The organism is Amphritea sp., assembly GCF_048266285.1.
Classification (GTDB): domain Bacteria; phylum Pseudomonadota; class Gammaproteobacteria; order Pseudomonadales; family Balneatricaceae; genus Amphritea.
The window spans coordinates 1-25,121 of record NZ_JBLWZV010000003.1; the positions used below are offsets into that span (position 1 = coordinate 1).

Annotated in this window: 18 protein-coding genes and 7 tRNA genes; 11 read left to right on the forward strand and 14 right to left on the reverse strand. The window is 48.0% G+C overall.

Going from position 1 to position 25,121, the window contains the following annotated elements:
- The 4 genes from ACN0T0_RS05370 to recQ form a co-directional block, all read right to left on the reverse strand.
- On the reverse strand, positions 1-2,113 hold a 2,113-nt coding region (locus ACN0T0_RS05370), incomplete at its 3' end, for a retention module-containing protein (protein WP_417224023.1).
- A gap of 473 nt (positions 2,114-2,586) precedes the next feature.
- Positions 2,587-3,372 carry a hypothetical protein gene (locus tag ACN0T0_RS05375; RefSeq protein WP_417224025.1) on the reverse strand — a complete coding sequence of 262 codons (786 nt, stop codon included), beginning with the start codon at positions 3,370-3,372 and terminating at the stop codon, positions 2,587-2,589.
- Positions 3,373-3,446: 74 nt separating this feature from the next.
- A complete protein-coding gene (locus ACN0T0_RS05380) occupies positions 3,447-3,773 on the reverse strand; it encodes a YqaA family protein (RefSeq protein WP_417224027.1) in 327 nt (108 codons plus the stop codon).
- Positions 3,774-3,871: 98 nt separating this feature from the next.
- Positions 3,872-6,013 carry a DNA helicase RecQ gene (gene recQ / locus ACN0T0_RS05385; RefSeq protein ID WP_417224029.1) on the reverse strand — a complete coding sequence of 714 codons (2,142 nt, stop codon included), beginning with the start codon at positions 6,011-6,013 and terminating at the stop codon, positions 3,872-3,874.
- A gap of 128 nt (positions 6,014-6,141) precedes the next feature.
- Here recQ and ACN0T0_RS05390 point away from each other — a divergent pair, with 128 nt between their 5' ends.
- Positions 6,142-6,735 (forward strand): YecA family protein, encoded by a 594-nt coding sequence (locus ACN0T0_RS05390; RefSeq protein WP_417224031.1) that lies wholly within the window; start codon positions 6,142-6,144, stop codon positions 6,733-6,735.
- A gap of 126 nt (positions 6,736-6,861) precedes the next feature.
- Here the strand turns inward: ACN0T0_RS05390 and ACN0T0_RS05395 are convergent, their stop codons facing one another.
- From ACN0T0_RS05395 to ACN0T0_RS05420, 6 genes are all read right to left on the reverse strand, one after another.
- On the reverse strand, positions 6,862-7,323 hold the full coding sequence (locus ACN0T0_RS05395) for a glycine zipper 2TM domain-containing protein (protein ID WP_417224032.1): 462 nt from the start codon (positions 7,321-7,323) through the stop codon (positions 6,862-6,864).
- Positions 7,324-7,454: 131 nt separating this feature from the next.
- The gene (locus tag ACN0T0_RS05400; RefSeq protein WP_417224033.1) at positions 7,455-8,582 is read right to left on the reverse strand and encodes a phospholipase D-like domain-containing protein; all 1,128 of its coding nucleotides are present in this window, start codon (positions 8,580-8,582) and stop codon (positions 7,455-7,457) included.
- Positions 8,583-8,653: 71 nt separating this feature from the next.
- A complete protein-coding gene (locus tag ACN0T0_RS05405) occupies positions 8,654-10,438 on the reverse strand; it encodes an ABC transporter ATP-binding protein (protein WP_417224035.1) in 1,785 nt (594 codons plus the stop codon).
- A 66-nt stretch (positions 10,439-10,504) separates the two neighbouring features.
- Complete coding sequence (locus ACN0T0_RS05410; RefSeq protein WP_417224037.1) at positions 10,505-10,822, reverse strand: BolA family protein; 318 nt, start codon at positions 10,820-10,822, stop codon at positions 10,505-10,507.
- A 17-nt stretch (positions 10,823-10,839) separates the two neighbouring features.
- On the reverse strand, positions 10,840-12,177 hold the full coding sequence (locus ACN0T0_RS05415; RefSeq protein WP_417224039.1) for a DUF3422 family protein: 1,338 nt from the start codon (positions 12,175-12,177) through the stop codon (positions 10,840-10,842).
- 93 nt (positions 12,178-12,270) lie between these two features.
- A complete protein-coding gene (locus ACN0T0_RS05420) occupies positions 12,271-12,624 on the reverse strand; it encodes a hypothetical protein (protein WP_417224041.1) in 354 nt (117 codons plus the stop codon).
- A 65-nt stretch (positions 12,625-12,689) separates the two neighbouring features.
- On the opposite strand from ACN0T0_RS05420, the gene ACN0T0_RS05425 reads away from it, so the two are divergent.
- Positions 12,690-13,427 carry a hypothetical protein gene (locus ACN0T0_RS05425; protein ID WP_417224042.1) on the forward strand — a complete coding sequence of 246 codons (738 nt, stop codon included), beginning with the start codon at positions 12,690-12,692 and terminating at the stop codon, positions 13,425-13,427.
- A gap of 74 nt (positions 13,428-13,501) precedes the next feature.
- Here ACN0T0_RS05425 and ACN0T0_RS05430 read toward each other — a convergent pair whose 3' ends face one another.
- The 4 genes from ACN0T0_RS05430 to ycaO form a co-directional block, all read right to left on the reverse strand.
- Positions 13,502-16,942 (reverse strand): SbcC/MukB-like Walker B domain-containing protein, encoded by a 3,441-nt coding sequence (locus ACN0T0_RS05430; protein ID WP_417224044.1) that lies wholly within the window; start codon positions 16,940-16,942, stop codon positions 13,502-13,504.
- Positions 16,939-17,748, reverse strand: a complete 810-nt coding sequence (locus tag ACN0T0_RS05435) for a DUF4194 domain-containing protein (protein ID WP_417224046.1) — start codon at positions 17,746-17,748, stop codon at positions 16,939-16,941. The genes ACN0T0_RS05430 and ACN0T0_RS05435 overlap by 4 nt, the downstream gene beginning before the upstream one ends.
- A complete protein-coding gene (locus ACN0T0_RS05440) occupies positions 17,748-19,154 on the reverse strand; it encodes a Wadjet anti-phage system protein JetA family protein (RefSeq protein ID WP_417224047.1) in 1,407 nt (468 codons plus the stop codon). The genes ACN0T0_RS05435 and ACN0T0_RS05440 overlap by 1 nt, the downstream gene beginning before the upstream one ends.
- A 218-nt stretch (positions 19,155-19,372) precedes the next feature.
- Complete coding sequence (ycaO, locus tag ACN0T0_RS05445) at positions 19,373-21,103, reverse strand: 30S ribosomal protein S12 methylthiotransferase accessory factor YcaO (RefSeq protein WP_417224048.1); 1,731 nt, start codon at positions 21,101-21,103, stop codon at positions 19,373-19,375.
- Between the two features lie 282 nt (positions 21,104-21,385).
- On the opposite strand from ycaO, the gene ACN0T0_RS05450 reads away from it, so the two are divergent.
- From ACN0T0_RS05450 to ACN0T0_RS05490, 9 genes are all read left to right on the forward strand, one after another.
- A tRNA-Asn gene (locus tag ACN0T0_RS05450) sits at positions 21,386-21,461 on the forward strand.
- Between the two features lie 25 nt (positions 21,462-21,486).
- Positions 21,487-21,562 (forward strand) — tRNA-Asn (locus ACN0T0_RS05455).
- 11 nt (positions 21,563-21,573) lie between these two features.
- Positions 21,574-21,650: transfer RNA gene (locus ACN0T0_RS05460), tRNA-Pro, on the forward strand.
- 79 nt (positions 21,651-21,729) lie between these two features.
- A tRNA-Pro gene (locus ACN0T0_RS05465) sits at positions 21,730-21,806 on the forward strand.
- A gap of 48 nt (positions 21,807-21,854) precedes the next feature.
- A tRNA-Pro gene (locus ACN0T0_RS05470) sits at positions 21,855-21,931 on the forward strand.
- Positions 21,932-22,008, forward strand: a tRNA-Pro gene (locus ACN0T0_RS05475).
- 68 nt (positions 22,009-22,076) lie between these two features.
- Positions 22,077-22,153: transfer RNA gene (locus tag ACN0T0_RS05480), tRNA-Pro, on the forward strand.
- Positions 22,154-22,604: 451 nt separating this feature from the next.
- Entirely contained in the window at positions 22,605-23,741 is a 1,137-nt protein-coding gene (locus tag ACN0T0_RS05485; RefSeq protein WP_417224050.1) for a diguanylate cyclase, read from the forward strand.
- A 236-nt stretch (positions 23,742-23,977) separates the two neighbouring features.
- Positions 23,978-24,901: a sulfotransferase gene (locus ACN0T0_RS05490; protein ID WP_417224052.1), complete on the forward strand. Its 924-nt coding sequence runs from the start codon at positions 23,978-23,980 to the stop codon at positions 24,899-24,901.
- Positions 24,902-25,121: the final 220 nt, after the last annotated feature.

Genomic DNA, 25,121 nt, shown 5'->3' on the forward strand with positions numbered 1-25,121 from the left:
CGTCAACGCCGAAGATGGCATCATCACCTTCTTGTACAGCAATACCATTTTGTGTCATGTCGGCAGGATCACCGAAGGTCACTACTGGCTCATCATTATCAACGATAGTCGCTTCAGAACTGGCGCTATAATCCGTTCCTAAACTGGTCAACGTACCGTTCAGGCTGAAGGTCTCATCCGCTTCGTCGAGCAGATCATCAATGGTATCGGTCCGTACCTGCAGGCTGCTATCGCCTTCGCTCAGGCTGATGGCGCCGCTTACATCGGTCCAGGTGGTGCCGCCGTCGGTGCTGTACTGGAAGTTACCCGCCGCTGGGCTGCTGAAGTAATCCGCATCCAAGGCCGTGCCGTCCGCCAGACTCAGGGTCAGGGTCGAACCGGCTCCGGCGTGAGTCACCTCTACACCAAACACCGCGTCATCACCTTCTGAGACATTGATCCCGCCCTGCGTCATGTCGGCAGGATCGCCTAAAGTGACAGTAGGAACATCACCATCGACAATGGTAGCGACGGCTGTATCACTGTAATCAACCCCAACACTCGTTAGCGTGCCGTTCAGGGTAAAGGTTTCATCTAGCTCATCAATGAAATCGATAATGGTATCAGTACGCACTAGCAGGTCAGTATCACCTTCTGGCACATTAATAGCACCGCTAATATCAGTCCAAGTTGCACCATCATCGGTACTGTACTGAAAGTAACCTGTCGCTGGTGCACCAACAGCAAAACTACTAACTGAATTAGACGTCAGCGAATGACTATTAAAGTAATCGGCATCTAACGCTGTACCATCAGCAAGACTCAGAACTAAAGTCGAACCGGCAGCAGCATCGGTCACTTTCACCCCGAATACTGCATCCTGACCTTCTGGTACGATAATACCACTCTGAGACTCATCAGCAGGGTTAACAAAGCTAAAAGTCGGCGCGTCGTTATCTTCAATAGTACCGACAGCTGTAGCGTCACCAATAGCGCTACCGGGTGAATTATCACTTAACGTTACAGTGAAGGTTTCATCCGCTTCGTCTATTAAGTCACCCGTGGTTTGCACCGTGAAAGTTTTGCTCATTTCACCTGGGGCAAAGATCAACGTACCACTATTAGCGGTAAAATCATTCGTGTCAGTATTATCGTTAGACTCAATACTGGTAGTAAATTTAACCGTCTGATCTTCAGCCGCATCACCCGTACGAGTAACAGTGAAAGTCATCAAACCACCTTCACTAACGCTCGCGTCGGCCACACTAAAACTCGTTGTATCATCGTCTGGGTTTGGCCCTGGACCGGTGCCATCATCGACAATAGTACCGACTGCTGTACCATCAACAATCTCGCCATCATTACTGGCATTACTCAGGTTAACGCTGAAGCTTTCTGGCCCTTCAAAAACATCATCCTGAGTAGTCTGTACGGTAAAGGTTTTACTCACTTCGCCGGCAGCAAAAGTCAAAGTACCACTCGTGGCCGTAAAATCTTCAGTTTCAGTATTATCAGTAGTTTCAATGCTGGTAGCATAATCAATTGTCGCAGCCCCCGTACCACCAGTACGGGTAACGGTGAAGGTCATCATGCCACCTTCACTAACTTCGACATCAGCAACGCTGTAAAGCGAAGGAGGGATAAAGATGTCAGCTTCGTGATCGACATAAGGGTCACGCTGCCAATTCTCTGGATCCGTATCATATCCTGCGCGCGCTAAAACCTCTTCAGCGGTACGGTCGACTGCCTGAAATTCAGAGAAGCCGGACGATGTTGGGGGGGTATTACCGGCAGCTGTTTCTTCCAGTATTTGAGTTGGATCCTGGCCCGCAAGAATTGCAGCCTGAATATCAGCAACGTCAAGCGCTTCTGCGCTGACAGAATGGAAAACGAGTGTAATTTCGCCGGTATTCGGGTCTACCTCAAGAATAGCGGTCGTATCTTCAGGTACCGTTTCGGGTTGCGCTTTACCCAGATCAAGTGTTGCTTCACTGTTCGCTCGAACAATCAGCATATCGCCTGGGCTAACCTGTTCACCAGGTTGTAAAGCATGCTCAGCGCCTTTGGTATCAACTACAACCACTTCGCCTGATACATTAACCACTGTTCCTTTGGTCGTTTCTACATTTTCCATAACTTCCCCCCAGAAGATATTTTGCTGATTCAGAGTATTCAATAAGACTCTTGCATCAAAATATGATGTTTTCGTTGCATTCAAGTGACATCAAAAGCATGGCTTTCGAGGATATACAGGCGCAAGCATCAATTTGTTTAAATTTAGTCGATAGTAACATAGGAAAATCAGCTGAAATAGCGGTAAGTAAAGGTTTAGTACTCATTCCGGTTAAACCATGAAAGTGTCAAACTTGTTTAAATTCGCCACTTTGAAATAACCACAAAGGCCCCAATCAACCGCCAGCTGTGCTTGTTAAGCATTTTTACATATTGATTATCAACGTTTTTATCGTGCTAGAATAACCACATACAGTCGTTATAGTCTAGCTTTAATATGCTCACCCAGCGAATAACCATTATCTTATTATGGGTATTTCTCTCATTTGCTCAGTTGCCGCGTATCAAATCCGTCAATTTCTATTGCGAAAATTGTTAAAAGGAAGCCCAACCAATTTCATTGGCTGTTTTAGGCCCAACAACAACACTCTCTAAGCTCTGCGGCATCAATAGCCAACCCGGAGAAACCTTTATACGACCCGCCATCACTTCCGCCCGCGTTTGTGGCAAAAGTGGTTCCTGCTGCGGATCGGCATAGCCATCAGGGTAAAGCGGCTCGTTTGTGTCAAGATTATATTTATCCGATGCACCAAAGGTATGCATCAACTCATGCGTTATCACAAAATTATTGGTACCCATATAATCGACACCGGCAAAACCATTCACCAACCCAATCATACCTTTCTGCAACCCTAAGGAATGAGATAACTGTTGGTTTTTCTGTGGTGAGAAATAGCGCAGATAGATTCTGACATCAGGCTCAGGCCCAACCCAATTATCATTTCGCCATGACCACCAGCGCATATGAAGACTCCAGATTATGCGATCCAACATATCAGCCCCAATCTCGATTTGAGGAGGCTGCGTCGTCAGTACGGGGGCTAGGTAAAACTCAGCAAGCGATTGCTGGGCAAGATGATAACGCAACGCCTCTCGCTGTAAGAAAGTACTGATCTCGGCAAAATGATCCGCGCGCAGCGCATCGATATAGGCTTGAGTATCAGCCCGGCCATCAGCATTAATCGGATACAAGACAACCCAGACTGGCCGCTCCCAAGCCTGTATCCGCATGTCTGTTAACCAGCTATTCATTGCAACAACAAACAGCACAATCAGTAGCAGGATAATCCGCAATAAACGAAAGCGAGACGATTTCAGCATAGTGCCTCCACTCTTAATGCTGACATTTACCCCTATACACACGCTTAGCACACTCGGGGCACTGGCCAATCATATTAGTGAATAGCTAAAACGATTAATAGGTAGCGTAGCGTTTTACCCATGATAATCAGCAGCACCGATAGCCACAGACGACAACGAAGCCAACCGGCTACGAGACAGAGAGGATCACCAATGAGAGGTAACCATGAAAATAATAAGGTGATGACACCAAACCGCTTGATGACAACCAATGCTCGCTGCTGGTTTCTTTTGTGCGGCTCAGGCACCGACCAGCGCCGGCTGATCCACCACCCCATCAAGTAAGTTAGGATGCCACCTAAGCTATTTCCTAAGCTGGCCACCAGCAGCAACAGAATAGGCTGTGCATCTGGCTGAGTCAAAAGATAACCCAGCAACACTTCTGAGCCGCCGGGCATTAAGGTTGAAGCAATAAAACTACTAAAGAACAAACCCCATAACGCGGGATCGATAAGGCCTATTAACGATTCGATTCAAGACGCTCCATATCGGCCCGAATACAGCGCAGCACACCAAACTCATAAAGTCCGTCTAACGCCTCATGGACAGGCTTCAGAGATACACCATAAGAGGCCATACATTCACACATCACATTTTGCACTTGCTGTAACTGTTCTGCCGTTAGCACTACCACATCCGTCAGCCCCAACTCCCCAGAACCAATCCCCTCTGCCAAGTGGTTATAGATCACATTTTCAGACAGGTGCTGCTGCCTCGAAACTTGCGCAACCGTCATGCCGGAGCGATACAGGGCAACAGATTGCTGCACCTGCAGATCTTTATTTTGCGGCTGCTGCTGTTCGGTCTGGTATTCACGAATGAGTTCTAAAAACTGTTCGCCGTACAGCTCAAGCTTTCGCTCACCAATACCGTTCAACCGCCCCATCTGCTGATGCGTCAATGGGCGATACATCACCATTTCCATGAGGGTTGCATCATGAAAGATTACATAAGGCGGCACATCCTGCTCTTTCGACAACGCCATACGCAGCGTTTTAAGCGCATTCCACAGACCATAATCTTCAACATCGAGCTTTTGTTGGGGATCATTACGTTTACTGAACGACTCCTGCTTGCGCTTATCTTGACGCATCTCAATCTGCAATTGTCCCTTCAGCAAGGGCCGACAACTATCGGTCAAATAGAGTACGCCATGACTATTCGCCGCCACACTGAGATAGCCCCGCGCCACTAACTGACGAAACACCGAACGCCACTGATTACGATCCAGTTCTTTACCAATACCAAAGGTGCTTAACTCATGATGTTTAAGCTCTTTCACTCGATCGCTGCTTTTACCCAGCAGCACCTCGATCACGTGGTTAACGCCAAAGCGCTGACCACAGCGATATACGGCCGATAACGCTTTACGGGCCGACTCAGTAGCATCCCAAACAGGCACTGGCTCCAAACAGGTATCACAATTACCACAGGGCTCCGGCAGCGGCTCACCAAAGTAAGTCAATAACGTCTGTCGCCGACAACTAGTAATTTCGCACAACCCTAGCATCGCTTCGAGTTTTTGCCGCTCAATGCTTTTATGTAGCTCATCGGCCTGCGAGCTTTCGAGCATCTGCCGCAAGAAAATTACATCTTGTAAACCATAGACCATCCACGCATCAGCTGGCAGGCCATCACGCCCCGCCCGCCCGGTCTCTTGATAATAGGCTTCAACACTTTTTGGTAGATCGAGATGGGCGACGAAGCGCACATTTGGTTTATCAATTCCCATCCCAAAGGCCACCGTCGCCACCATTAAAATATTTTCTTCAGTTAGAAAACGGTGCTGATTATGTCGGCGTAGCTCAGCATGCAAGCCTGCATGATAAGGCAAAGCATTAAACCCTTGTTCCTGCAGCCACTGGGCAGTGTCTTCGACTTTTTTACGCGATAGACAATACACAATGCCGGAGTCGGTGGCATGTTCCGCTTTCAGAAACTTCAGCAACTGCTCTTTAGCACGGTGCTTTTGGCCGATACGATAACGAATATTAGGCCGATCAAACCCTTGAATAAATTTTCGTGCATTCTGTAGCCCAAGCCGTTCACAAATCTCATCTCGAGTGCGCTCATCGGCGGTCGCGGTCAAAGCAATGCGAGGCACACCGGGAAAACACTCTTGCAAGTAACTGAGCTGTAAATATTCTGGTCGGAAATCATGCCCCCACTGAGAAACGCAGTGGGCTTCATCGATCGCAAACAGCGCTAACTTGCACTCTGATAGCATTTTCAAGGTGCGAGGTTGCAGCAAACGCTCTGGCGCAACATAGAGCAGATCCAGCGTGCCGCTGCGCAGCTGGTGCTCCACCTCCTGCGCCATACTGTAATCCATGGATGAGTTCAGATAACCCGCACTAATGCCCCATTGGGACAATGCCTGCACCTGATCTTGCATCAACGCAATCAGCGGTGATACGACGATGGCAACCCCAGGGCGAATCAGTGCCGGCAGTTGATAACAGAGCGATTTTCCGCCCCCAGTTGGCATTACCACTAGTGCATCACCATCGCCAAGCAAGGTCTCAATCACGTCTTGCTGCGGATGCCTAAACTGGTCATAACCAAAGATTTGTTTTAAGAGTTGTTGCGCCTTTTCTATCATGCCCGGCATTATCCGGTATGAATTGCAGACTGTCATCCAGATTTATAAGATTCGGGCAGATTAACACTACGATCAAAGCCCTTTCACTGATAGAATCGGCTCACACTTTATTAGCCGGACCCGAACCTATGCAAAATGCGATGCTGAATACACCACTCACCGATGAGGAACTGGATGAGCTTGAAGCGTTTTTGTTCTCAGAAACTGTGTCTGAGGATGCTTTGGATCTGATAGGGACTCATGGCTATTTCTGTGCGCTGAACATCAGCCCAGTTAAAATCACTGAGAAACAATGGCTACAGGAGCTGTTTGACGGCACCCCTGAATACCGTTCAGAGACAGAAAAATCCCGGATTGAAGGCCTGCTCCGTCGACTCTATTTTAGTATCGGCAGCGATCTGTATAACGACCAAGACATGCTGCTACCTTGCGATCTGACCCTGGAGACAGAAGATGACGAAGAACAAAGCGCCCTAACCACTTGGTCCCAAGCCTTTATGGAAGGCGTCTTCCTAAAAGAAGATGAGTGGTTTAACCATCAGGCAGAAGAGGAAGTCGCTGAACTGATGCTACCGATCATGATCGCCTCTGAACTGTTTGATGATGAAGAGTTCGTTAAAATGCGCGCCGACACACCCTTATGCGACGAGATGTGCCGTACTATCCCAGACCTGCTGGTAGATCTGTATTTGCTGTTCCACGCACCTGCTGACAAAAAATAAGTTCCGCCATTAATAATTTCGATCAAAAAAAGCCCGCTGTACATAGCGGGCTTTTTTACATCTCAACAATACCGCCAGCGAGTCATATCGACACAAGGAAAGCATTAGCAGGCAGCCAAGCCTTGGTTAACGAACAATTCGGGCGGTTGAACCTTGACGTAACACACGCACCCGTTCGCCGGGCTGAAAGAAGCCATCGCCATCGACTTCCTGAACAACTGAAATAGTCCGACCACTTTCAAGTGTTACAGTCACTTCCTGCCCCTGCTTGCGGGTAGAGCTTTCTTCGACCTTCTGGCCAACAATACCACCAGCAATGGCGCCTACAACCGTGGCAATACTGCTACCTTTACCACCACCGACCGTGCTACCGGCAATACCACCTACGATAGCGCCAGCACCAGCACCTAATGGACTATCTGAACGACCCTCGATAACAACCGGTTTAACCGCATCAACCCAAGCGTATTCAACATTCTGCACCTTACGTGCTTCACTCCGAGAATAGGTATCGCCGCTCAATGAGGAAGCACACCCTTGAAGCATCAGCATTACCGCGGTAAATACAATAATGGTTACTCTGTTCATATCATCAATCCTAAACTTACTTTGAAATATAAAAGCGGGTTGCTTATTAGCGTCTCTCACCACTCCCTGCACTATAGCCCGAAAGTAATATGAAAACCCCAAGGCTATATAAAAAGATAGCAGCTATCAGCTTAACGTATCTTTAACAACAACTGACATAACATCGACCAGCACACCTCTTTGAGTTTCTGATACCAAGGACGCTGTGACCACTGCTCATAACAAACCTCACGGCTTCGCTGCATATCACTGAGCAACAGCTGTTCGACCGTGGCGGTTAACGTCGGTTCCACAACTTCTAAATTCGCTTCAAGATTCCAACGCAGGTTCCAATGATCCAAGTTACAAGAACCGATGGACACCCACTGATCACACAACCCTAACTTGGCATGCAAAAACGTCGTTTGATATTCGAAGATTCTCACCCCGGCTTGCAATAAACGCCGATAATAGCGCTTTGACGCATGGTAAACCCAAGGATGATCGGTATCGGGGCCCGCAACAACCAAGCGGACATCTACCCCTCTCAGGGCGGCTTGCCGCAGACTTCGACGCACTGAAAAAGCCGGAATAAAATACGCGGTTTCCAACCAGACCCGTTCGCTTGCCTGATTCATATGATGCACAAAACTACGTTTAATCTGCTGTATTTTCAGCCCTTCGACTTCGGTCACCCGCGCCAAAGCATCGCCTTGCCGCAACATATCTGGAGGGCTAATCGCCGGCATAACACCGCCACTTTTAAGCCATTGACGAGAAAAGAGTTGTACCATATCCGCCACCACCGCGCCCTCAACCTGCAGCATCACTTCGTGCCAAGCAAGCGCCCCATGTACCGGTGTGGTACGAAGGTATTCATCACTGATACCAGTACCGCCGATAAAGCCGATACGCTGATCAACAATCATCAGTTTCCGATGATCTCGCGCTAGGTTGCTGTCTAGCTTGTTGAACAGACTAATGGGGTTATAACGCAGCACCTGCACCCCGTCCCGCTGAAGCTTTTCGCTATCCTGCTGCTTAAAGTGGCGACCACCAAAGTCATCAATCAACCAGCAGACACTCACCCCTCGCCGGGCGGCATTGATCAAAGCGGCAATAAATTGATCAGCCACTTCACCTGAGCTGACCATATAAAATTCCAGTAGCAGCGTCGTTTGGGCCTCGTTGATAACCTGTAACATACGCGGGAAAAACCGCTCACCTTCAACCAGCAGTTCAACCCGATTGCCTCCAGACCAACGATATCGACCTCGCATACGGATCTCCCTTCACACAGATAAGAGCACAAACATAAGTTCAAACATGAGGACCGACAATCGTTCAGCGGTCAGTGTTGATGCTGACCATATAACCGAGCATATAATCCATTCTGCTGCAACAACGCATCATGATCACCCTGCTCTGCCACCTGACCATCTTCAAAAACATACACATGGTCAGCCTGCTTCACTGCGCTTAATCGATGTGCAACAATAATGGTGGTTCGCCCCTGTAAAAAGTGCGCTAAATCACGGTGTAAGTTATATTCGGTTTCAGCATCTAAAGCTGAGGTCGCTTCATCCAAAATAACCACCTTAGGATCGGTCAACACCATCCTTGCTATCGCTAGACGCTGGCGCTGACCACCGGATAATCTCACGCCTTGGCGACCCACCATGGTATCTAGCCCCTCATCTAACTGACGGACATAAGGCTCCAGTTGCGCCACCTCGAGTGCTTGCCACAGTTGTCGATCACTGAAATCTCGCCCGAGTGTAAGATTACCCCGGATCGAATCATTAAACAGTGCGGGATGCTGCAAAACGGTCGCGACATTTTCCCGCACCCGGTCAAGGCCGATCTGCTCCACCGGCACATCATTAAATAGCACCTGCCCGCGCTCCGCCTGATAAAGCCCCAGCAACACCTGCACCAATGTCGACTTCCCCCCACCGCTCGCCCCCACTAAAGCAATCTTTTGCCCAGCCGGAATTTTAAGCGATAGACCTTTGAGTATTTCCTGCCCATCAATATAGCTAAAATAGATATCTTTCAACTCGATAGACACCGATGCCGAGCCAGAGAAAGGGTTTTTCTGGTGCGGATAATCGGGTTCTTCATCCAACTCCGTCAACCGATTGATACGCTGCAAAGCCGCTTTCGCGCCATAAAAAGCATACTGGATCCCTAGCACCTCCTGTACCGGCCCCATCATAAACCAAAGATAACCAAATACGGCCATCATCTGGCCGATACTGAGATCGGAAAACACCACCATTCCCATCGATAAGGCTCGAAAGAGATCAAACCCCACCAGAAACACCATAAAACTAAAGCGGTTGGCCGCCTCACTGCGCCATTCAAAGCGGGTTGAGTGATCACGCAATGAACGAGCATCACCGATTAACCGTTGCAGATAATGGTTTTCTCGGTTGGCGGCTCGAATTTGGTAGATCGCCTCCAACACTTCGGTTAAGCCACCCTGAAATTGCTCGTAGGCACGATTTTCATGCTTTTTAAGCTCTTTCACCTGCTTGCCGATCAGCATCGTTAGCCAAACGACCAACGGATTTAACAGCAAAATAAACAGTGCCAGTTGCCAATTCATCCAGATTAAGACGATGGCCGTGCCAATAATGGTTAACAGTGCGATTAACAACCGACTGACCGATGCCCCGACGAAGCGATCAACGGTATCCAGATCGGTAATAAAATGAGAACTAACCGAGCCACTCCCCAAGGACTCATATTCAGCCATAGAGATCCGCTTGAGCCGTTGCAATAAACCAGCCCTGATGCGAAAGATAACCTCCTTGGAAATAATCGAAAATTGCCGCCCCTGCCAGACATTAAAAATCAGCGCCGCACCGCGTAAAATAATCGTCAACAACAGCACTGCGCTGATATATAACACCGGTCCGGCCCAATCATCGGGAAACAGTTGGTGACATAAACGCACCAAGGCTCCGGGCTGATCCAGCAACACCTCATCAACTAACATCGGCATCAACAACGGCAACGGTACACTGGCGCAGGTCGCCAGCAAGGCGATAAGATTGGCCTTAATCAATAACGGGCGGTATTCCAGCGCTACACTGAAAATATACTTCCAATTATAGGTCGGCTGATTCATGCAGAGTCATATCTCTAGGCTGTGTATCGAGGGAGTCTATCGCTGGATGCGGACTTAAGCTTGCCATCAAGCATCGCTTTTTGAGCCACCCATACAGTTAGGTGAAGCCGGAATCGCACCATTTTTTTCCTGCCATTCAGCCACGGTATACAGATGCAGCGCCAATGCATGAATGGGGTTATTCATCAATTCCGACAGCAACCCATAAATCATCTGATGGCGAGCGACAGCCCGCTTTCCCTCAAAATCATCCGCCACGACCGCCAATTTAAAGTGACTTTCCGTGGCAGGACCACTGTGCATATGGCTTTCATTTTCAATCACAAGATGCTGTAACCCTAACCCTTGGGTCAAACGTTGCTCAATCGCGGTTGCAATACTCATATCGATCCTGATCTGGTTTATTTGGTTTTATCCGCCGAATCGGCAGCTAATTTACTAAATTTGGAATGAATTCGTCGGGTAAGCAGCGCCACCGTCACAATGACCAGAGGCATCGAGATCCCCAGCGAGAGGCTTTTGTTAATATGCAGCCCCTGATCATATAACACGCCGATAAAAATTTTCACCAGACCAATGGTGTAATAACTGATCGCCGCAACCGATAACCCTTCGACGGTGTGCTGCATCATTAATTGAATCCGCGAACGCCGGTCCATCGAACTAAGCAACTCTTGATTTTGCCCCTGAATCGACAGTTCGACTTGGGTGCGCAGCATATCACTCACCCGGTCGATACGGCGTGACAGATCTTCTAATCGCTCGGCGGTGGCTTTACAGGTCCGAACGGCTGGAATCATCCGCCGCGTAATAAACTCATGCAGTGTCAGGTGACCCGATACCTCGTCTTCGCGTAGATCAGCCAAACGCTGCATCACCAAGTCTTGGTATGCATTGGTGGCATTAAAGCGAAAGGTAGAGCGCGCGCGATAGGCTTCGACGCGTGAGGCTAAATGAATCAAGCGGCCTAACAGTTCCCGTTCATCACGACACTTTTCATCATCATATTCCTCGACCGACAAGATCTGTGTTAACTCAGCCAACTGCTGATCCATCAACTGTAACTGCGGGCCGATGGAACGCGCCATTGGCAAGCCCATCAACGTCATTAAGCGATAGGATTCGATCTCTAGTAAACGCTGAATCAAGCGCCCTAACTGACTGTCACTCATCTCCCGATTGTAGATCAAAAACCGCCCATAACCATCACTGTGCATACGGTAGCTGGTCCACACCTGAGCCGCCCCTTGGGACGGCTGGCTACCGACCAGACGCATCGACTCGAAGTGCTTTTTAACTTCAGGAAGCGCCGGTTCACCCCGACTGCGGACATCTTCAATGGACATATGGAACGCGGCCACCACCTCGCCACAAATTCCCTCTAGCCACCCCTCGGGTAGATGGCTAATACCGGTTTCAGCAAAGGGGTCACTCGACTGTCCGCCCAACCAGATAAAGGTATAGGAGACAAACTCCATATGCTTTTCCCAGCGAACCTGAAGATCACCAAACTGCTGTTGAAAGCAGGGCAGATCCTCGTTGGGTACAGCACCGCCAAGCACCTTACACAACTGCTGCAAATGACTGAACTGCTCAGCCTTTTGCTGTTCACTAGAGACAACCGAAAGATGGGTAATGCGTGCCGGACTGGGGATAACCTGGAACGGCCGTGAATGCATCTCTTCATAGAGTGATTCGCGCAACGGATGCATATTAAGCTGAAGAGAACTTGCCGACATCGAACTACCTGTTAACCATTAACAAACTACTATTCTCAGCGATTACCGCTTATTAAAGCAACCATCCTGAAGACCTACACCGAAAAGGTGATGTTAATCCGCCAAAGGAGCCAACAATAGGGGTTCCTGTAACAAATCAACCGCCATAACTTGAGGGATAACCTCAAACCATTTGTGAAACAGCGCAAGCGTACGCTGCTCGGGCCAATGATCACCGAACTCATCCCATGCGGCCAACTCATTCTCAAAGATGCTGCCATAATGCTGGGCCAGTTGCTCAGTGATATCCTCCTCACTCTGAAACTCTTCCGCTAAATACACACTCCCCTCAGCGCGATGATCGGCAAGACTCATGGTCTGATTCAACTCATCCTGCTGCTGGTTGGCCCACTCAACAAACGGCTGACGTGGCAGCACCGCAAATCCCGAACGATTAATCAGTTTCATAGAGGCTTCTCCCAACTTCAGCTAAACTAGAGGCCAGCATTATAACCCCAGCCTTTGAGATGTGAATGAATATCCGCTGCCTGCCCCATCTGAATACCAAACAAGCCTGGCTTAACTTCTGCAAAAGAGAAGTCTCCTGCTGCTTTACCGAACAACCCGAGGCGATGGTCGACTTTCAAACCACCTATCTGATGATCACCGTACTGGAACGAAACACCCGGCACGGCAAACAGGCGATGAAATATAGCCTCGGCTCTCGCTCCTCGATGGCACCGGCATGGAAGTTTATTAAGGCCTGTGATTTTAATCTCGAAATAATGATCGACGGGCTGGCGCAGATTAACTTTGATGGTAATGTGCGCGACAACTCACTATTGAAAGCTCATACCGACCTGACGGTGCGCAAGTTTTTTTCTCGCGATCGATCAATCATCTCACCGGGCAACCTTGGACGGTTGATCCCTCTCACCGCCCCGCCAGCGCACTGGGAGCTGCGCCATCTAGCCTGCCTACTGGCGAACCAACAATACCAAGATATGCGTACCGAACAGCTAGCACTGCCCGGCAACGATCAATTTATGGTTGAGTTTAGAGGCATACCGACACCCGAGATACAGAGCATGTTGGCAGAGATAATCAACCAACCACAGCTGTGGCAGGTGCGACCACACCCAAATGACTCGAGCCGCCTGACTATTCTGCGCCAAAACACACCACTGTGTAGCTTCGAGCCGAATTTTCACACCCCAAAACCAAAAATTGCCCAACGAGGAACCCGCTGGACAAGTGCAGTGAATGGCTAAGACGAGCTAAACCATGAGTAAGCGCTAAGCGCCTGAACCATTACCGCTGATCCAGGCACTTGTTAAGCGAACACTTAGGCGGGCACTAATCCTTCAACATCATCAATATCGGTCGATTTCTCAATCAGTCGATAAGGGTTATCGGAGTTAAGTAGCTCCTTGCCATTGATGGTTGGGAACTCCACATCAATATCCACAATCCGGCCATCCCGACACACATTGATAATGGTATCCATGGTGGTCGCCATCAGCGAATACTTATCATCCGGTGCCGCAATCAGCGTCTGCAAGCCTAAGTCACTCATAAAGCCCAATGAGGTCACGGTGTTTTCCGCATCCAGTTTATTGAAGGCTTCATCGAAGACCGACAAGCTAATACCACCCAACGTGACACCATCAGCGCTATCCCGAAGACGATAGGTTGCCCCCATTGCAGCAGCAATTGCCACATAAAATGGCACCTGATGCTCACCACCGGAACCGGTTTTAATCCGCTGAGACAGGGTGGTTTTGCGGTTACCATCAAGATCTTTAACCACCAATTCAAAGTTATAGAAGTTACGGTAGTCCTGCAGCAGGCTGCTTTCACCCTCATCTTTCAACACTTCATGAATCTTAGCCAGTGCGTCTTGGTGCGGACGTTTTTCATCATATTTGAAGTCAAACAGTGAACCGACATTCGCCTGATCCATGCGGGTATAGGCTTCGACCAACTCAAGAATATCTTTCAATTCGGGGTTTGGCATCATCTCAAAACTATACATTTCACGATGGAATGGACGATTTTTAAGGTGTGCATTCAGTTCACGAATCAGCTCTTTAATCTTATCGATCTGATCTTTAAGGTGCGCCACAAAGTCTGAACGGAATGAGGTTTCAGCCTCGAGTCTCGCGCGCTCAGCCTTTTCGGTGTATTCCGCCAGCTCGCTATCACGCAACGACTGAATCGTGTCATCAACAAACTGTGCTAACTGCTCATGGGATGAATCTTCACTCACTTTATCCAAGTCCTGATGACTCAGGCCTGAGCCATGGTAACGAGCCTTATACTGAGCCACACCATCACGGACAATATTCTTTTTACGCTCGACTAAGGCCAGCTCGGATTGCGCTTTCTTGGCCGACTCAAAGATAATCCGATCCAAGTCACCAGAACAAGACTCATCCATATAATCGCGCTTCTCTTGGGCCGACTGGGCGTCAAAATTCGCATCTGCTTCGCATCGTGTCCGGGCACTCGCATGATCACCCAGCTCATTATCCAACACTTCTAGGGAGGCATTGTCTTTAATCAAGCTAGTCCGGGTAGACTGCAACTGATCCATCAGTTTTTTCTGGGCGAGCTGGGTGGCTTTTTGCGCCTCGACCAGCTCACTTATCCGTTTTTGGATACCGCTGTCATCTTGGTTACGCAGATCGGTAATACCTTGACGATAACCTTCAATCTCGGTTTGCAGCATCTCCCGCTGATTCACTAGATCAAAGGTGCGCTCAGTCACTCCAGTCAGCGCCGCCGTCATGCGGATTAGATTTTCCCGCAGACTATCCAAGGCTTCATGATCCTTGTTCAGCGCACTGAACTCAGCCATCATCTGATCAACTTGACGATCCTGCTGCTGCAGTTGATGCTGACGTCGACCACCACCGCTGCCCATCATCGGCGCCTCTTCACGGATCGAAGTGGTGGTGCCTTCGGTTTGCAGCATGCAATCGTAGGTCAAGGCTCGCTCTTGTTTAAGCAGTTGGCTTTCGGTTTCAACCGCCATCACGCCGCCTAACGCACGGTTCATATAGGCCAGGGCATCGTCGCTCTGACAATCAACAAACTGCGCTAGCGAACCAGGTTTAGAACGGTTAAGCCACTCATGGGACTTAGTGGTATTAACGACTCGACAGCCTTTCAGATGACGACCCTTACGACGGTAAAGAGTGATTGCTTCTTTCACCCGATCGGGATCGACAATTAACGCTTCACGTCGCGCACCGAGAAAACTTTCGATCGCAATGCGCCATTTTTCATCATTGATGTCGACTAACTCACAGATAGGCGTGGAATCGATGCCATAATCTTTTAACAGCTGCATCAATTCACGGGTATTACGGCGTAAGGGCGCGCGCCCCTCTTTTAACTGTTCAACGGCACTTTTCTGATTCTGAATCTCACTGCGCAGCTCATTCATACGAATCACCGAGGATTCAAAACGGCGTGCAATTTCACGACGAACCGAATCAACCGACGCTTTCAGCTGATTCAGATTGTTATCCACATCCACCGGCGCCTGAGGCCAGGTTTCGGCCATCATATCTTCACCGGAACGCCACAGCTCAACCGAATCTTTAACCACCGGAATAAAACTATCCGGCAGGTATTGCTGATAGTTAGCAAAACTCACGGCCGAACGCAGCAGTGAATACACATGCTGGACTTTCTCTTTCACTACATTCAGCTCATGCTGACGCGCATCGATGGAGTTTTCCAGCGCTTTGACTTTATGTGCACTGTCCGTGTTATTCAGCTCGGCACGGGTATTCGCCAGCGACTGCATAATCTCATTGAGCTCTTCACTCTTCGTTTCAAGATTGGTTTGCAGCGTGGTCTCTTTGACCTGATTAACCTCAAGCCGCTCTTGCGCTTCCTCTTTTTTCAGATCGGCGTGTTCAAAGCGGGTTTCATGCACCACCCATTCATACTCGACCGAGTTCTTAACGTTACGATCGATCCCTTTACACTGCTCCTGAACCTTTTCCAGTTCATCAATGCGGTTTGAAACTTCGCGGGTTTTCTGCTCCATCGCTCGGTATTCATCCAGCGATTTGCGAAAGCCCCCCACATGGACAATGTTCTCATCGAGGACAAATTCGCGAATAAACCGTGTAGGACTGTTGATCGGTATAAACTTCAACGCATTACGAAAGTTTTTCACAAACTTTTCATCATCGTTGGGCATCTGCTGATCGTAACTGAGTTCTGTCACCAGCTCGCGAATAAAACGGTTAGCCCGTTTCTCTAACTTCATCTCGGGACACTGCTTCAGCAGGCTTTCTTTAACCACCGGCCACTCTTTAGGTAAGCGACCGCCCTCCTGCTTCACCGTAAAATCTTCGAGGCTGACGGAAAAATCAGGCAGAATAAAGCGCCCTAAAATATCTTCCTCAGGGGAGGAGAGCGAAGCACTGATCGCCAAGCCTACGCAAGTCTCTTTACCGGTTTCGGTATCGAAGAAACTGAGCGCCAGATAACTGACGGAATCCTGTCGAGCATTCTCTTTTTTGCCTAGATCATCCATAAAGCCAAGGCAGTAGGTGCGCAGGCTACGCTCACTCTTCTCACCAGCACTGGCGTTAAAGCTGAGAAACTTTTTGTTGCCGCCCATCAACACCGTCTGAATCGCATCCAGCAAAGAGGATTTACCCGAACCGTTCGGGCCAATCACTGCCACATTACCCTTAATCGGAATTTCGACGGCACCCAGCACATACCAGTTCACCAGCACCATTCTATTGAGCTGTTTCATGAGCGGTTCTCCTCGGCGGCCGTGTCGGTATTATTGTCTTCAGTTTCTTCAGAGGCACGATCTGCACTTTCATTAGTTTCAGCGGCATCAGTTTCAACGGTAGACACGGCCTCAGGCGTTGACGCGTCTGCCTCACCAGTCGCGTTATCAGCCGCAGTATCGGCTTGCACCTCTGGCTGTGCTTGACCATCCTCTGCCGCCACTTTTGGGGGTAACTCATCATCCCGCTCTTCGCACAGTGCTTCGAGCTGCCCGATAAAGTCCTCTACCACTACCTGACGAATAGATGGATTAATGGTTAATGGAATATTCTTCGGATCGGTTTCATGCGGCTTGCCCCGCTCAATAACCCCATGCCGACTGAATAACGACAACAGCTCTTTTAACCGCGTCTCATTAGGGATTTCACGCCCGGTGAGGTTTTCATACAGGGTTAGCAGATCGTTGGTGGTGATATAAGCGCGACCGGCCTCTACATCAAAGGCTTCCAGCTTTTGCTCATACTGCTGACGCAAGCACAACAGAAACAGAGACTCATCCAACTTCAGCCGCATAAAGCGCTCTTCACCTTTAGGCAGAATCCCTAAATAGGCTTCATCCGGTTGATAAATCAATGACCAGCCAATAGCCGCAAACAGATTGGTGAAGTAATCGATATGGGACGCCACAAGGAAATAGCTATCACGATGCCCAGAGCGTTCAGAATAAAGAAACTGATTTACCAGCAGCATATTGGCCGCATGAACAAAGTCGTCTTCCTGGTACTGATCGCTACGACCGATGATTTTCTGCAGATCACCCAGCATTATACTTTCCTCTGAATACTGAAATCGCGACACTCAACCATATCCGCGACATTGACATAATTATCTTCAAACTTAATTTCATACTTATTGGCCGTGCCCCGCCCTTTTTTACCCAGTGAGCGCATATGCCGCAGATAACTGAAGCAGATGTAATCCTCGATACACTCAATGGTGAAATCGGTGGCGGAGATCACTTTTCTATCCAAAAGATGGCGTTCGACATAGAGTTCGATATTTTCCGGCTTCACTTCGCGACGCGCTTTATACTCTTTAAACAGCTGGCGCATCTCCAGCACCCGCGGATCGATCTCTACGGGGCGAATTACTCGAGGTTTAGTTTCAACCCGACGTTTAATCGGCGAACGCACACTACCCGGCGCCAAGAACGCCACACCGTCAAGGGTATCAATATGCGGTATGACACGATCATCGAGCTTAGATACATCGGAGATTAGGCGCGATAGCCGTGAACTCATGCCCGGCGTCGTCTTATCCATATAGCGAACCGTATCCGCCACCCGTTTCTCGAGACGGTAACGGAAATCATCGATCGTGGCTAAACGTTGGTCGACCGACTCAAAAATACGGATGATCCGATTGATATGGCTATGCACCATCGCTTCGGCATCAACAAAGTTCAGTTCAAACTGTTCCTGATAATGCTTAGTGAGCTTCTCGACCTTGAGCGGGTCAAATTGAAGATCCCGCAGCATAGAGAGGATCTGCCGCCGAAAACGGAACGGGTTGTTCTTAGTCTTCAGGGTTTTGTAATCAGATACCAATATGTGGGCCACAAAGCGATCGAAGAAACTACGCACAATTTCTTGAGGATTCGACGTCGCCGCGAGACTGATTTTAAGCTCCCGCAACCCCAACATCATATCGGTCAGGTGAGCGCTAAAATCTGCCGCAGTTTGCGCCGCTTCCTGCAAGGTAATACCACGCCCCGCTGGATCACTAATCGCGGATTCCAGAGAGCTCAAGACGTTGAGAACCGCACCACCATAACTGCGCTTTTCCAACTCATTAATGCCCACGAGCGTCCGCAGCAGATAACTAATGGCCGGCGACAACAGCACAAAAGTACGGTAGATCCGCTGCTCTTCTTCAAGCCAGCCGGTATCCACCAAACGACGATAAATACGATTGGTATATTCCGCCGTTGAACGAGGAAGCTCTTGCCGTTCAGCCTCAGACTCACCCTCTTCTGGCTCCCAACGACGCACGCCAAGGCGCACCACGGTATCCTCGATACAGGAACGAATCAGATCTTTAGGCACGAACGGATCAACCAGGTCTTCATCGAAGAACTGATCAGCAAGATCCAGTAGAACTGCCTCGTAGATATGTTTATTTTGCCCCGATAAAGGGACAAATATTGTTTCGGGAAGCTTTTTAAAAAGCATCTCAGCTAAAATCTCCGGGCACGCTGTCGGGGAAGGTAGAAATAGGTCCAAATAAGTTCTTGGCGGACCACTTCCTTAATAAGGTTACCGATGATAGCGGAAATAGCCACACTGACCAAGTGGCAAACAAGACGGCTCAATCAAAGCCCTTCAATTTTTCGAAAAGCCGGCCAAAAAACATTGAAAATCAAACAGATAAAATATTGATTAATGTTTGATCAAGAACTTTTTTTAACATCGAGTAAGTGAGTATAAACCGACACCATTGCCAAGTGCGTCTGAAAAGACTCCAGCGCTAACGTTGATGAGACTAAACCAACAAAAACACCGTGGCCATCGACCATCTCCAATACCTGATTGACCCGCTCAATACCATAAATCTGATTCAGCAGATCATGGTATTGCTCTAATGACCGCTCAGCATCAAGACGGAACATCAAACACTGATGCAAACAGCGATATAAACGCTCAAGACCTTGATCTTGTGGCCTACATTGCTGTATCCACTCGCTCCAAATCAGTGCTTCATCGAGTTCACCTAAGCGTAGGTTTAACAAGCATTTAAGCTCACCTACCCGCAGACTCCCCCAAGCACTACCGTCGTCAGGCAAAATACCGATGACCTCAACGACCCGCTGACCATCATCAAAACCGCCTTCTTCCAGCGCGACTAACAACGCCTCGATGGCCGCATCGCTTAGCATCGACAAATTCAGCAATGGCTGACGCAATACCACACCGGCATTGCAGTTATCTCGCACCAACACATCAACAGGACACACCTCCGACATGCCAGGCACGATAATGTGACAACAGGGCACACCTAAGTGATCGTAATCGGCGATATAGATATCCATATCAACTTTATGAATCAAATAACACAAACGCTCAAATTCAGCCTGCGCATCACCTTCGATATTCCACTCGGTATAGTCATAATCGGTTTCGGTAGCGAACAGATCCCACGCTACTGAGCCACTCGAATTTATCAAATGTGCATTTAAATTATGCTGATCCGCCACCTCAGCAAGATCGAATGATGGCAGTAAGAACCCAGATAGATCATCCAGACTGCGCCCTTGCAGCAACTCAGCCACCGCTCGTTCAAACGCCACGGCAAATTTAGGGTGCGCACCAAACGCGGCACAACAGCCGCCATCCAAAGGACTAATTAAGGTTACATTCACCAATGGAAATTGGCCGCCCAATGAGGCATCTTTCACCAACACTAGGTAACCATCACGCCGCAAACTTTCAATTGACGCCATGATGGTGGGATAACGGCCCAGCACCTCAGCAGGAATAGTCGGCAAACTAATCCCGGATGAAATAATCGTATTTTTGATATGCCGTTGGAAAATTTCCGCCAGCGCCTGCACCCTAGCCTCAGTAGCAGTATTCCCCGCCGCCATGCCATTACTTGCGTAAAGGTTGTTAATAATATTTACCGGGATCCACACCTGATCACCACTACGCTGATGTTCAAATGGAATGGCACAGATAGCTGAAGCGCGATGGTTCGCATGAATGTCCATCAACATCGACGCTTTCAGTTCACCATTCATGTTGTAATGCAACCGTGTGGGTTGATCTAACAAACCATCGGGTAAATCGTTACCACTCACCGGAAACCAGCGCTCATTAGGTGCGTAAACCACATCACCCGCAGCTACCGCCTGTCCGAAATAATAGCCGCTAAAGAAATAGCCACTGCTCAAACGCTCAAAAAAAGACCATAACGCACTCGCCAATGCCGCCTCTTTGGAAGTGCCCTTGCCGCGGGTACAACAGATAGAGCAACGACGATCCTGTAATTGCACGGACCAGACATTCACTACCGGGTTCTGACATTGCTCCACTTCAACATCAAAGCCTAATGCCTGTAAACGGGCACTCATAAGCGCTACCATATCTTTCAGCGATACATCTTTACCGGGAATCATATTCATAAAGATAAGGGACCTTTGCTGCCCGTTGTGAGTGAAAACCTATTTTAGAACGGCAAAAAAGCATCGTTTAAGCCCATCTAGCTTGGTTATAAGGTTTGTTTGAGCGACAAACAAACAACAACTAAAAAATCACTACGGCATTATCCCCCTATGAACCCAAAAAAGAAAAGCGCTACTAGTTAGATCGTTATTTAACCACTTAATAAAACAGTAAAATATTTACCTAACCCACTTGACGCATACCCACCTCATCATTAATATACGCCGCCACGGTTGAGACGTTCCTTGATAGCTCAGTTGGTAGAGCAGTAGACTGTTAATCTATTGGTCGCTGGTTCGAGTCCAGCTCGAGGAGCCAACCTCTTAACCGTAATGAATGACATTCCTCGATAGCTCAGTTGGTAGAGCAGTAGACTGTTAATCTATTGGTCGCTGGTTCGAGTCCAGCTCGAGGAGCCATTCACTCAGAACGGGGCATAGCGCAGCCTGGTAGCGCATCTGGTTTGGGACCAGAGGGTCGTAGGTTCGAATCCTGCTGCCCCGACCACTTTAAAGTTTCCCTAAAACTTTGAGTGGTTAGTTTCTGAAACACGTTTGATCGTTCGTGTATAAACATCGTTCTTCGTCGGGGCATAGCGCAGCCTGGTAGCGCATCTGGTTTGGGACCAGAGGGTCGTAGGTTCGAATCCTGCTGCCCCGACCATTTAAAGTTTAACGTAAGTATCGTATCTACCCGGATACAACCCTTAGTCGGGGCATAGCGCAGCCTGGTAGCGCATCTGGTTTGGGACCAGAGGGTCGTAGGTTCGAATCCTGCTGCCCCGACCACGGGGCATAGCGCAGCCTGGTAGCGCATCTGGTTTGGGACCAGAGGGTCGTAGGTTCGAATCCTGCTGCCCCGACCATAATTTGTAATACTTATTTTATTACTGGTATTGAGCAACACTGTATCTACCCAGATACAACCCTTAGTCGGGGCATAGCGCAGCCTGGTAGCGCATCTGGTTTGGGACCAGAGGGTCGTAGGTTCGAATCCTGCTGCCCCGACCACTTATATATTACTGCTCTAACGACTAGATGATTTACACTCCCTTTTTTCGTTTATATGATTTTTCATACAAACAATACTGTTTTTCAGCACCTCCCCTTCGCTGAACCTTAACGAAGTTATTTCGTTATTCACCGGGGTATACATCACCGTCTGTTTTATCTTGTATACAGCTACTCCGGATTTTTTTCTCATACACTCTCTGTTATTCAACATGACTTCTCGGCGCTCTCTGTTATCAAATTCGTTAGACTTAGCCACGCCTGATCATTGCAGATGCTCAAGCCAAACAGCCATGACTGATGCCTTACTTATCATTAATAGATAATTAGTAGCCTTGATAACGATTTAGACTGACAATAGCGTTTCATTTATGTCTAATATAATCATTGCGAAACACTCAGGTCGACCGCCTAACCTAGGCCGTCAAAGACTGCATATCAAGGATAAGATATGACAACAGAGCAAGCTTATTTCTTTACCGTAGCGCTCATCAATCTAGTGTTAGCTTTTTCAGGCACGCGAATCAAAAACCCGGAAGGCAAACAACGCTCTACATTCTTCTTCACGGTGGCGATTACTGCAAATTGCCTAAGCTGGTTTCTATATGTATTCGATATCGGCGTACCGCTGAAAATTGTCTCCGCCATCCTATCAACCACCTTTATTTGGGGTATGGTGGTATTTAGTTATCGACGATGCGAATCCCCTATACCTAGCGTACTGATAGCTTTCCTCTTCATACTCAACTGCTTCGCATTAGGGTACTTCACCTATACAACGCAGCCCTACAATGCACTCCACGTTAGCGCTATTTTTGTCCCCTTAGCACTATTTATCATGGCCTACCTGTTTCTTAACATAAAAAAGCCTCGAAACTCCTCCGACGTCATTATGGCTTACGCCTGCGGCCTAATGGGGATCATTGTTGCTGCCCGCTCACTGCTGCTGATCATCGCACCGAACATTTTTACCACCACCATCATTGCCTCACAAATCATATGGCCCGCATTTAGCGTTATCAGTGGTGTTTTTACTCTGTTAAGCTTTACCGAAGACATTCAACTCAAACTCCAAAAAGAATCTAGTACCGATCAACTCACGGGGCTGGCTAATCGACGCAGTATGGATCAAGCCCTCAAACAGGAATGGTCAAGAGCAGATCGCCATCAACGATGCTTGTCCGTAGTGATGCTAGATATCGACTTTTTTAAACACTATAACGACCATTACGGCCATCAAGCCGGCGATGACTGCTTAAAACAGGTTGCTCAAGTTCTGCTCAAATCAGGACAGCGTGCGACAGATATCGCCGCACGCTATGGCGGTGAAGAGTTTTTACTCATCCTTCCCGATACCGATAGTGTTACCGCCCAACATATCGCCATAAAGATATGCACATCCATTGAAGCGCTCAACATAAGCCATCAGCATTCCCCCTTCGAGCGGGTTACCGTGAGTGCGGGCATTGCTACGCTATCTAAGCAAAATTATAAAAATATTCGCGAACTACTATTGGCCGTCGATGCCGCACTCTATCAAGCCAAAAACAATGGCCGCAACCAAGCGCTGTTAGCGTCCCCATGCTGAATCAATACAACTTACTAACAGTGCTACCTATACCTACACTCTGACCACAGACCAAACTTCAATTTAATAAACCAAGATAGCGGTATCTGCTCATCCATGATGCAATCAATACATTTTCTATTTAAGAAAAAACCATAAAATATTTGTTATCATTGTCATTCTTACCTAGCAGCATCCCTCTCGGGGCACAATATCTATATCTATAAAAAAACAGTCACCACGAGTAATGAAAAAATATGATTTTCTCAGCAAAAAAAAATATCAATAGCGACAATCAACGCAGGCAATTTATTGTCGTCGGCGTCCAGAGAGGCGGAACGTCTGCAATAGCATTGGCCCTTCAGGCACTAGGTATATCTCTGGGAAATAATTTTCATGAACCTATTTATGAAGACCTAGATATGGCGGCCGCATTTCGCGCCAAAAACTGGAAAAAGCTAAAAAAACTAATAGTTGCACATGAGCTAAAACACACAAAATTTGCTTGGAAACTTCCTGACAGCAACACTCAACTTCGAAGGATTTCGAAGCTCTTCTCAAATCCCAGTTTTATCTATATCTATCGAGACATCTTTGCCATTGCTAGTCGCAAACAAACCGCTGCGGATGTTGAACTCATCGAAGCCATGCAAACAGGCCTTTCTGCCTATAGTCGTATCATAAAATTTAGTGACAAATATGACTATCCTGCACTGCATATATCCTATGAAAAGTTATTATTAGAGAAAAAGGCTCACTTGATAAAATTAGCTGATTTTTGCGATATTCAGGCATCAGAGGACTTAATTAATCAAGTTAGCGAAGCCATTGAACCTTCACCACAGCGCTATAACCAATGGGTAGACATATCACGACAAATTACAACTTTAAGCGAGGCGGGCTATGATGGCTTTATCGACAACATATCGACCAACCGAATTTCAGGCTGGATTATTAACAAAAACTCAGATAGTCCTATTTCTGTAGACCTCTTCGTTAACAATCAATTTATCACTGATCTCGTTTGCGATGAGTTTCGAGGAGATCTGGTTGTAGCAGGTAAAAGCAACACCGGAAATGCAGGTTTTAATATTGAGCTGCCAAATGTGACGTTAAACAGTGGCGACCATGTCAAACTTCAGCCTAAAGGGGCAGATATCAGCCTATGGGGGCATTTCTAATAATGCGCGATATCAAACCGGCCGCTATCATCTTTCATGGTCAACAAACCAAAGTGCCCATTGACAAAGTCTCATAACTCTATATAGTGATGAATAGCTTAGAAAAAGTCTATTTTTTAACCATTTGTTGTCGTTGTATTACTCTCGTTATTTTACTTAAGTATTCTCGTCCCACTGTTTTTAAATTCCAGTCTTATTTTTTCGCTAGCTATCAGGCCAA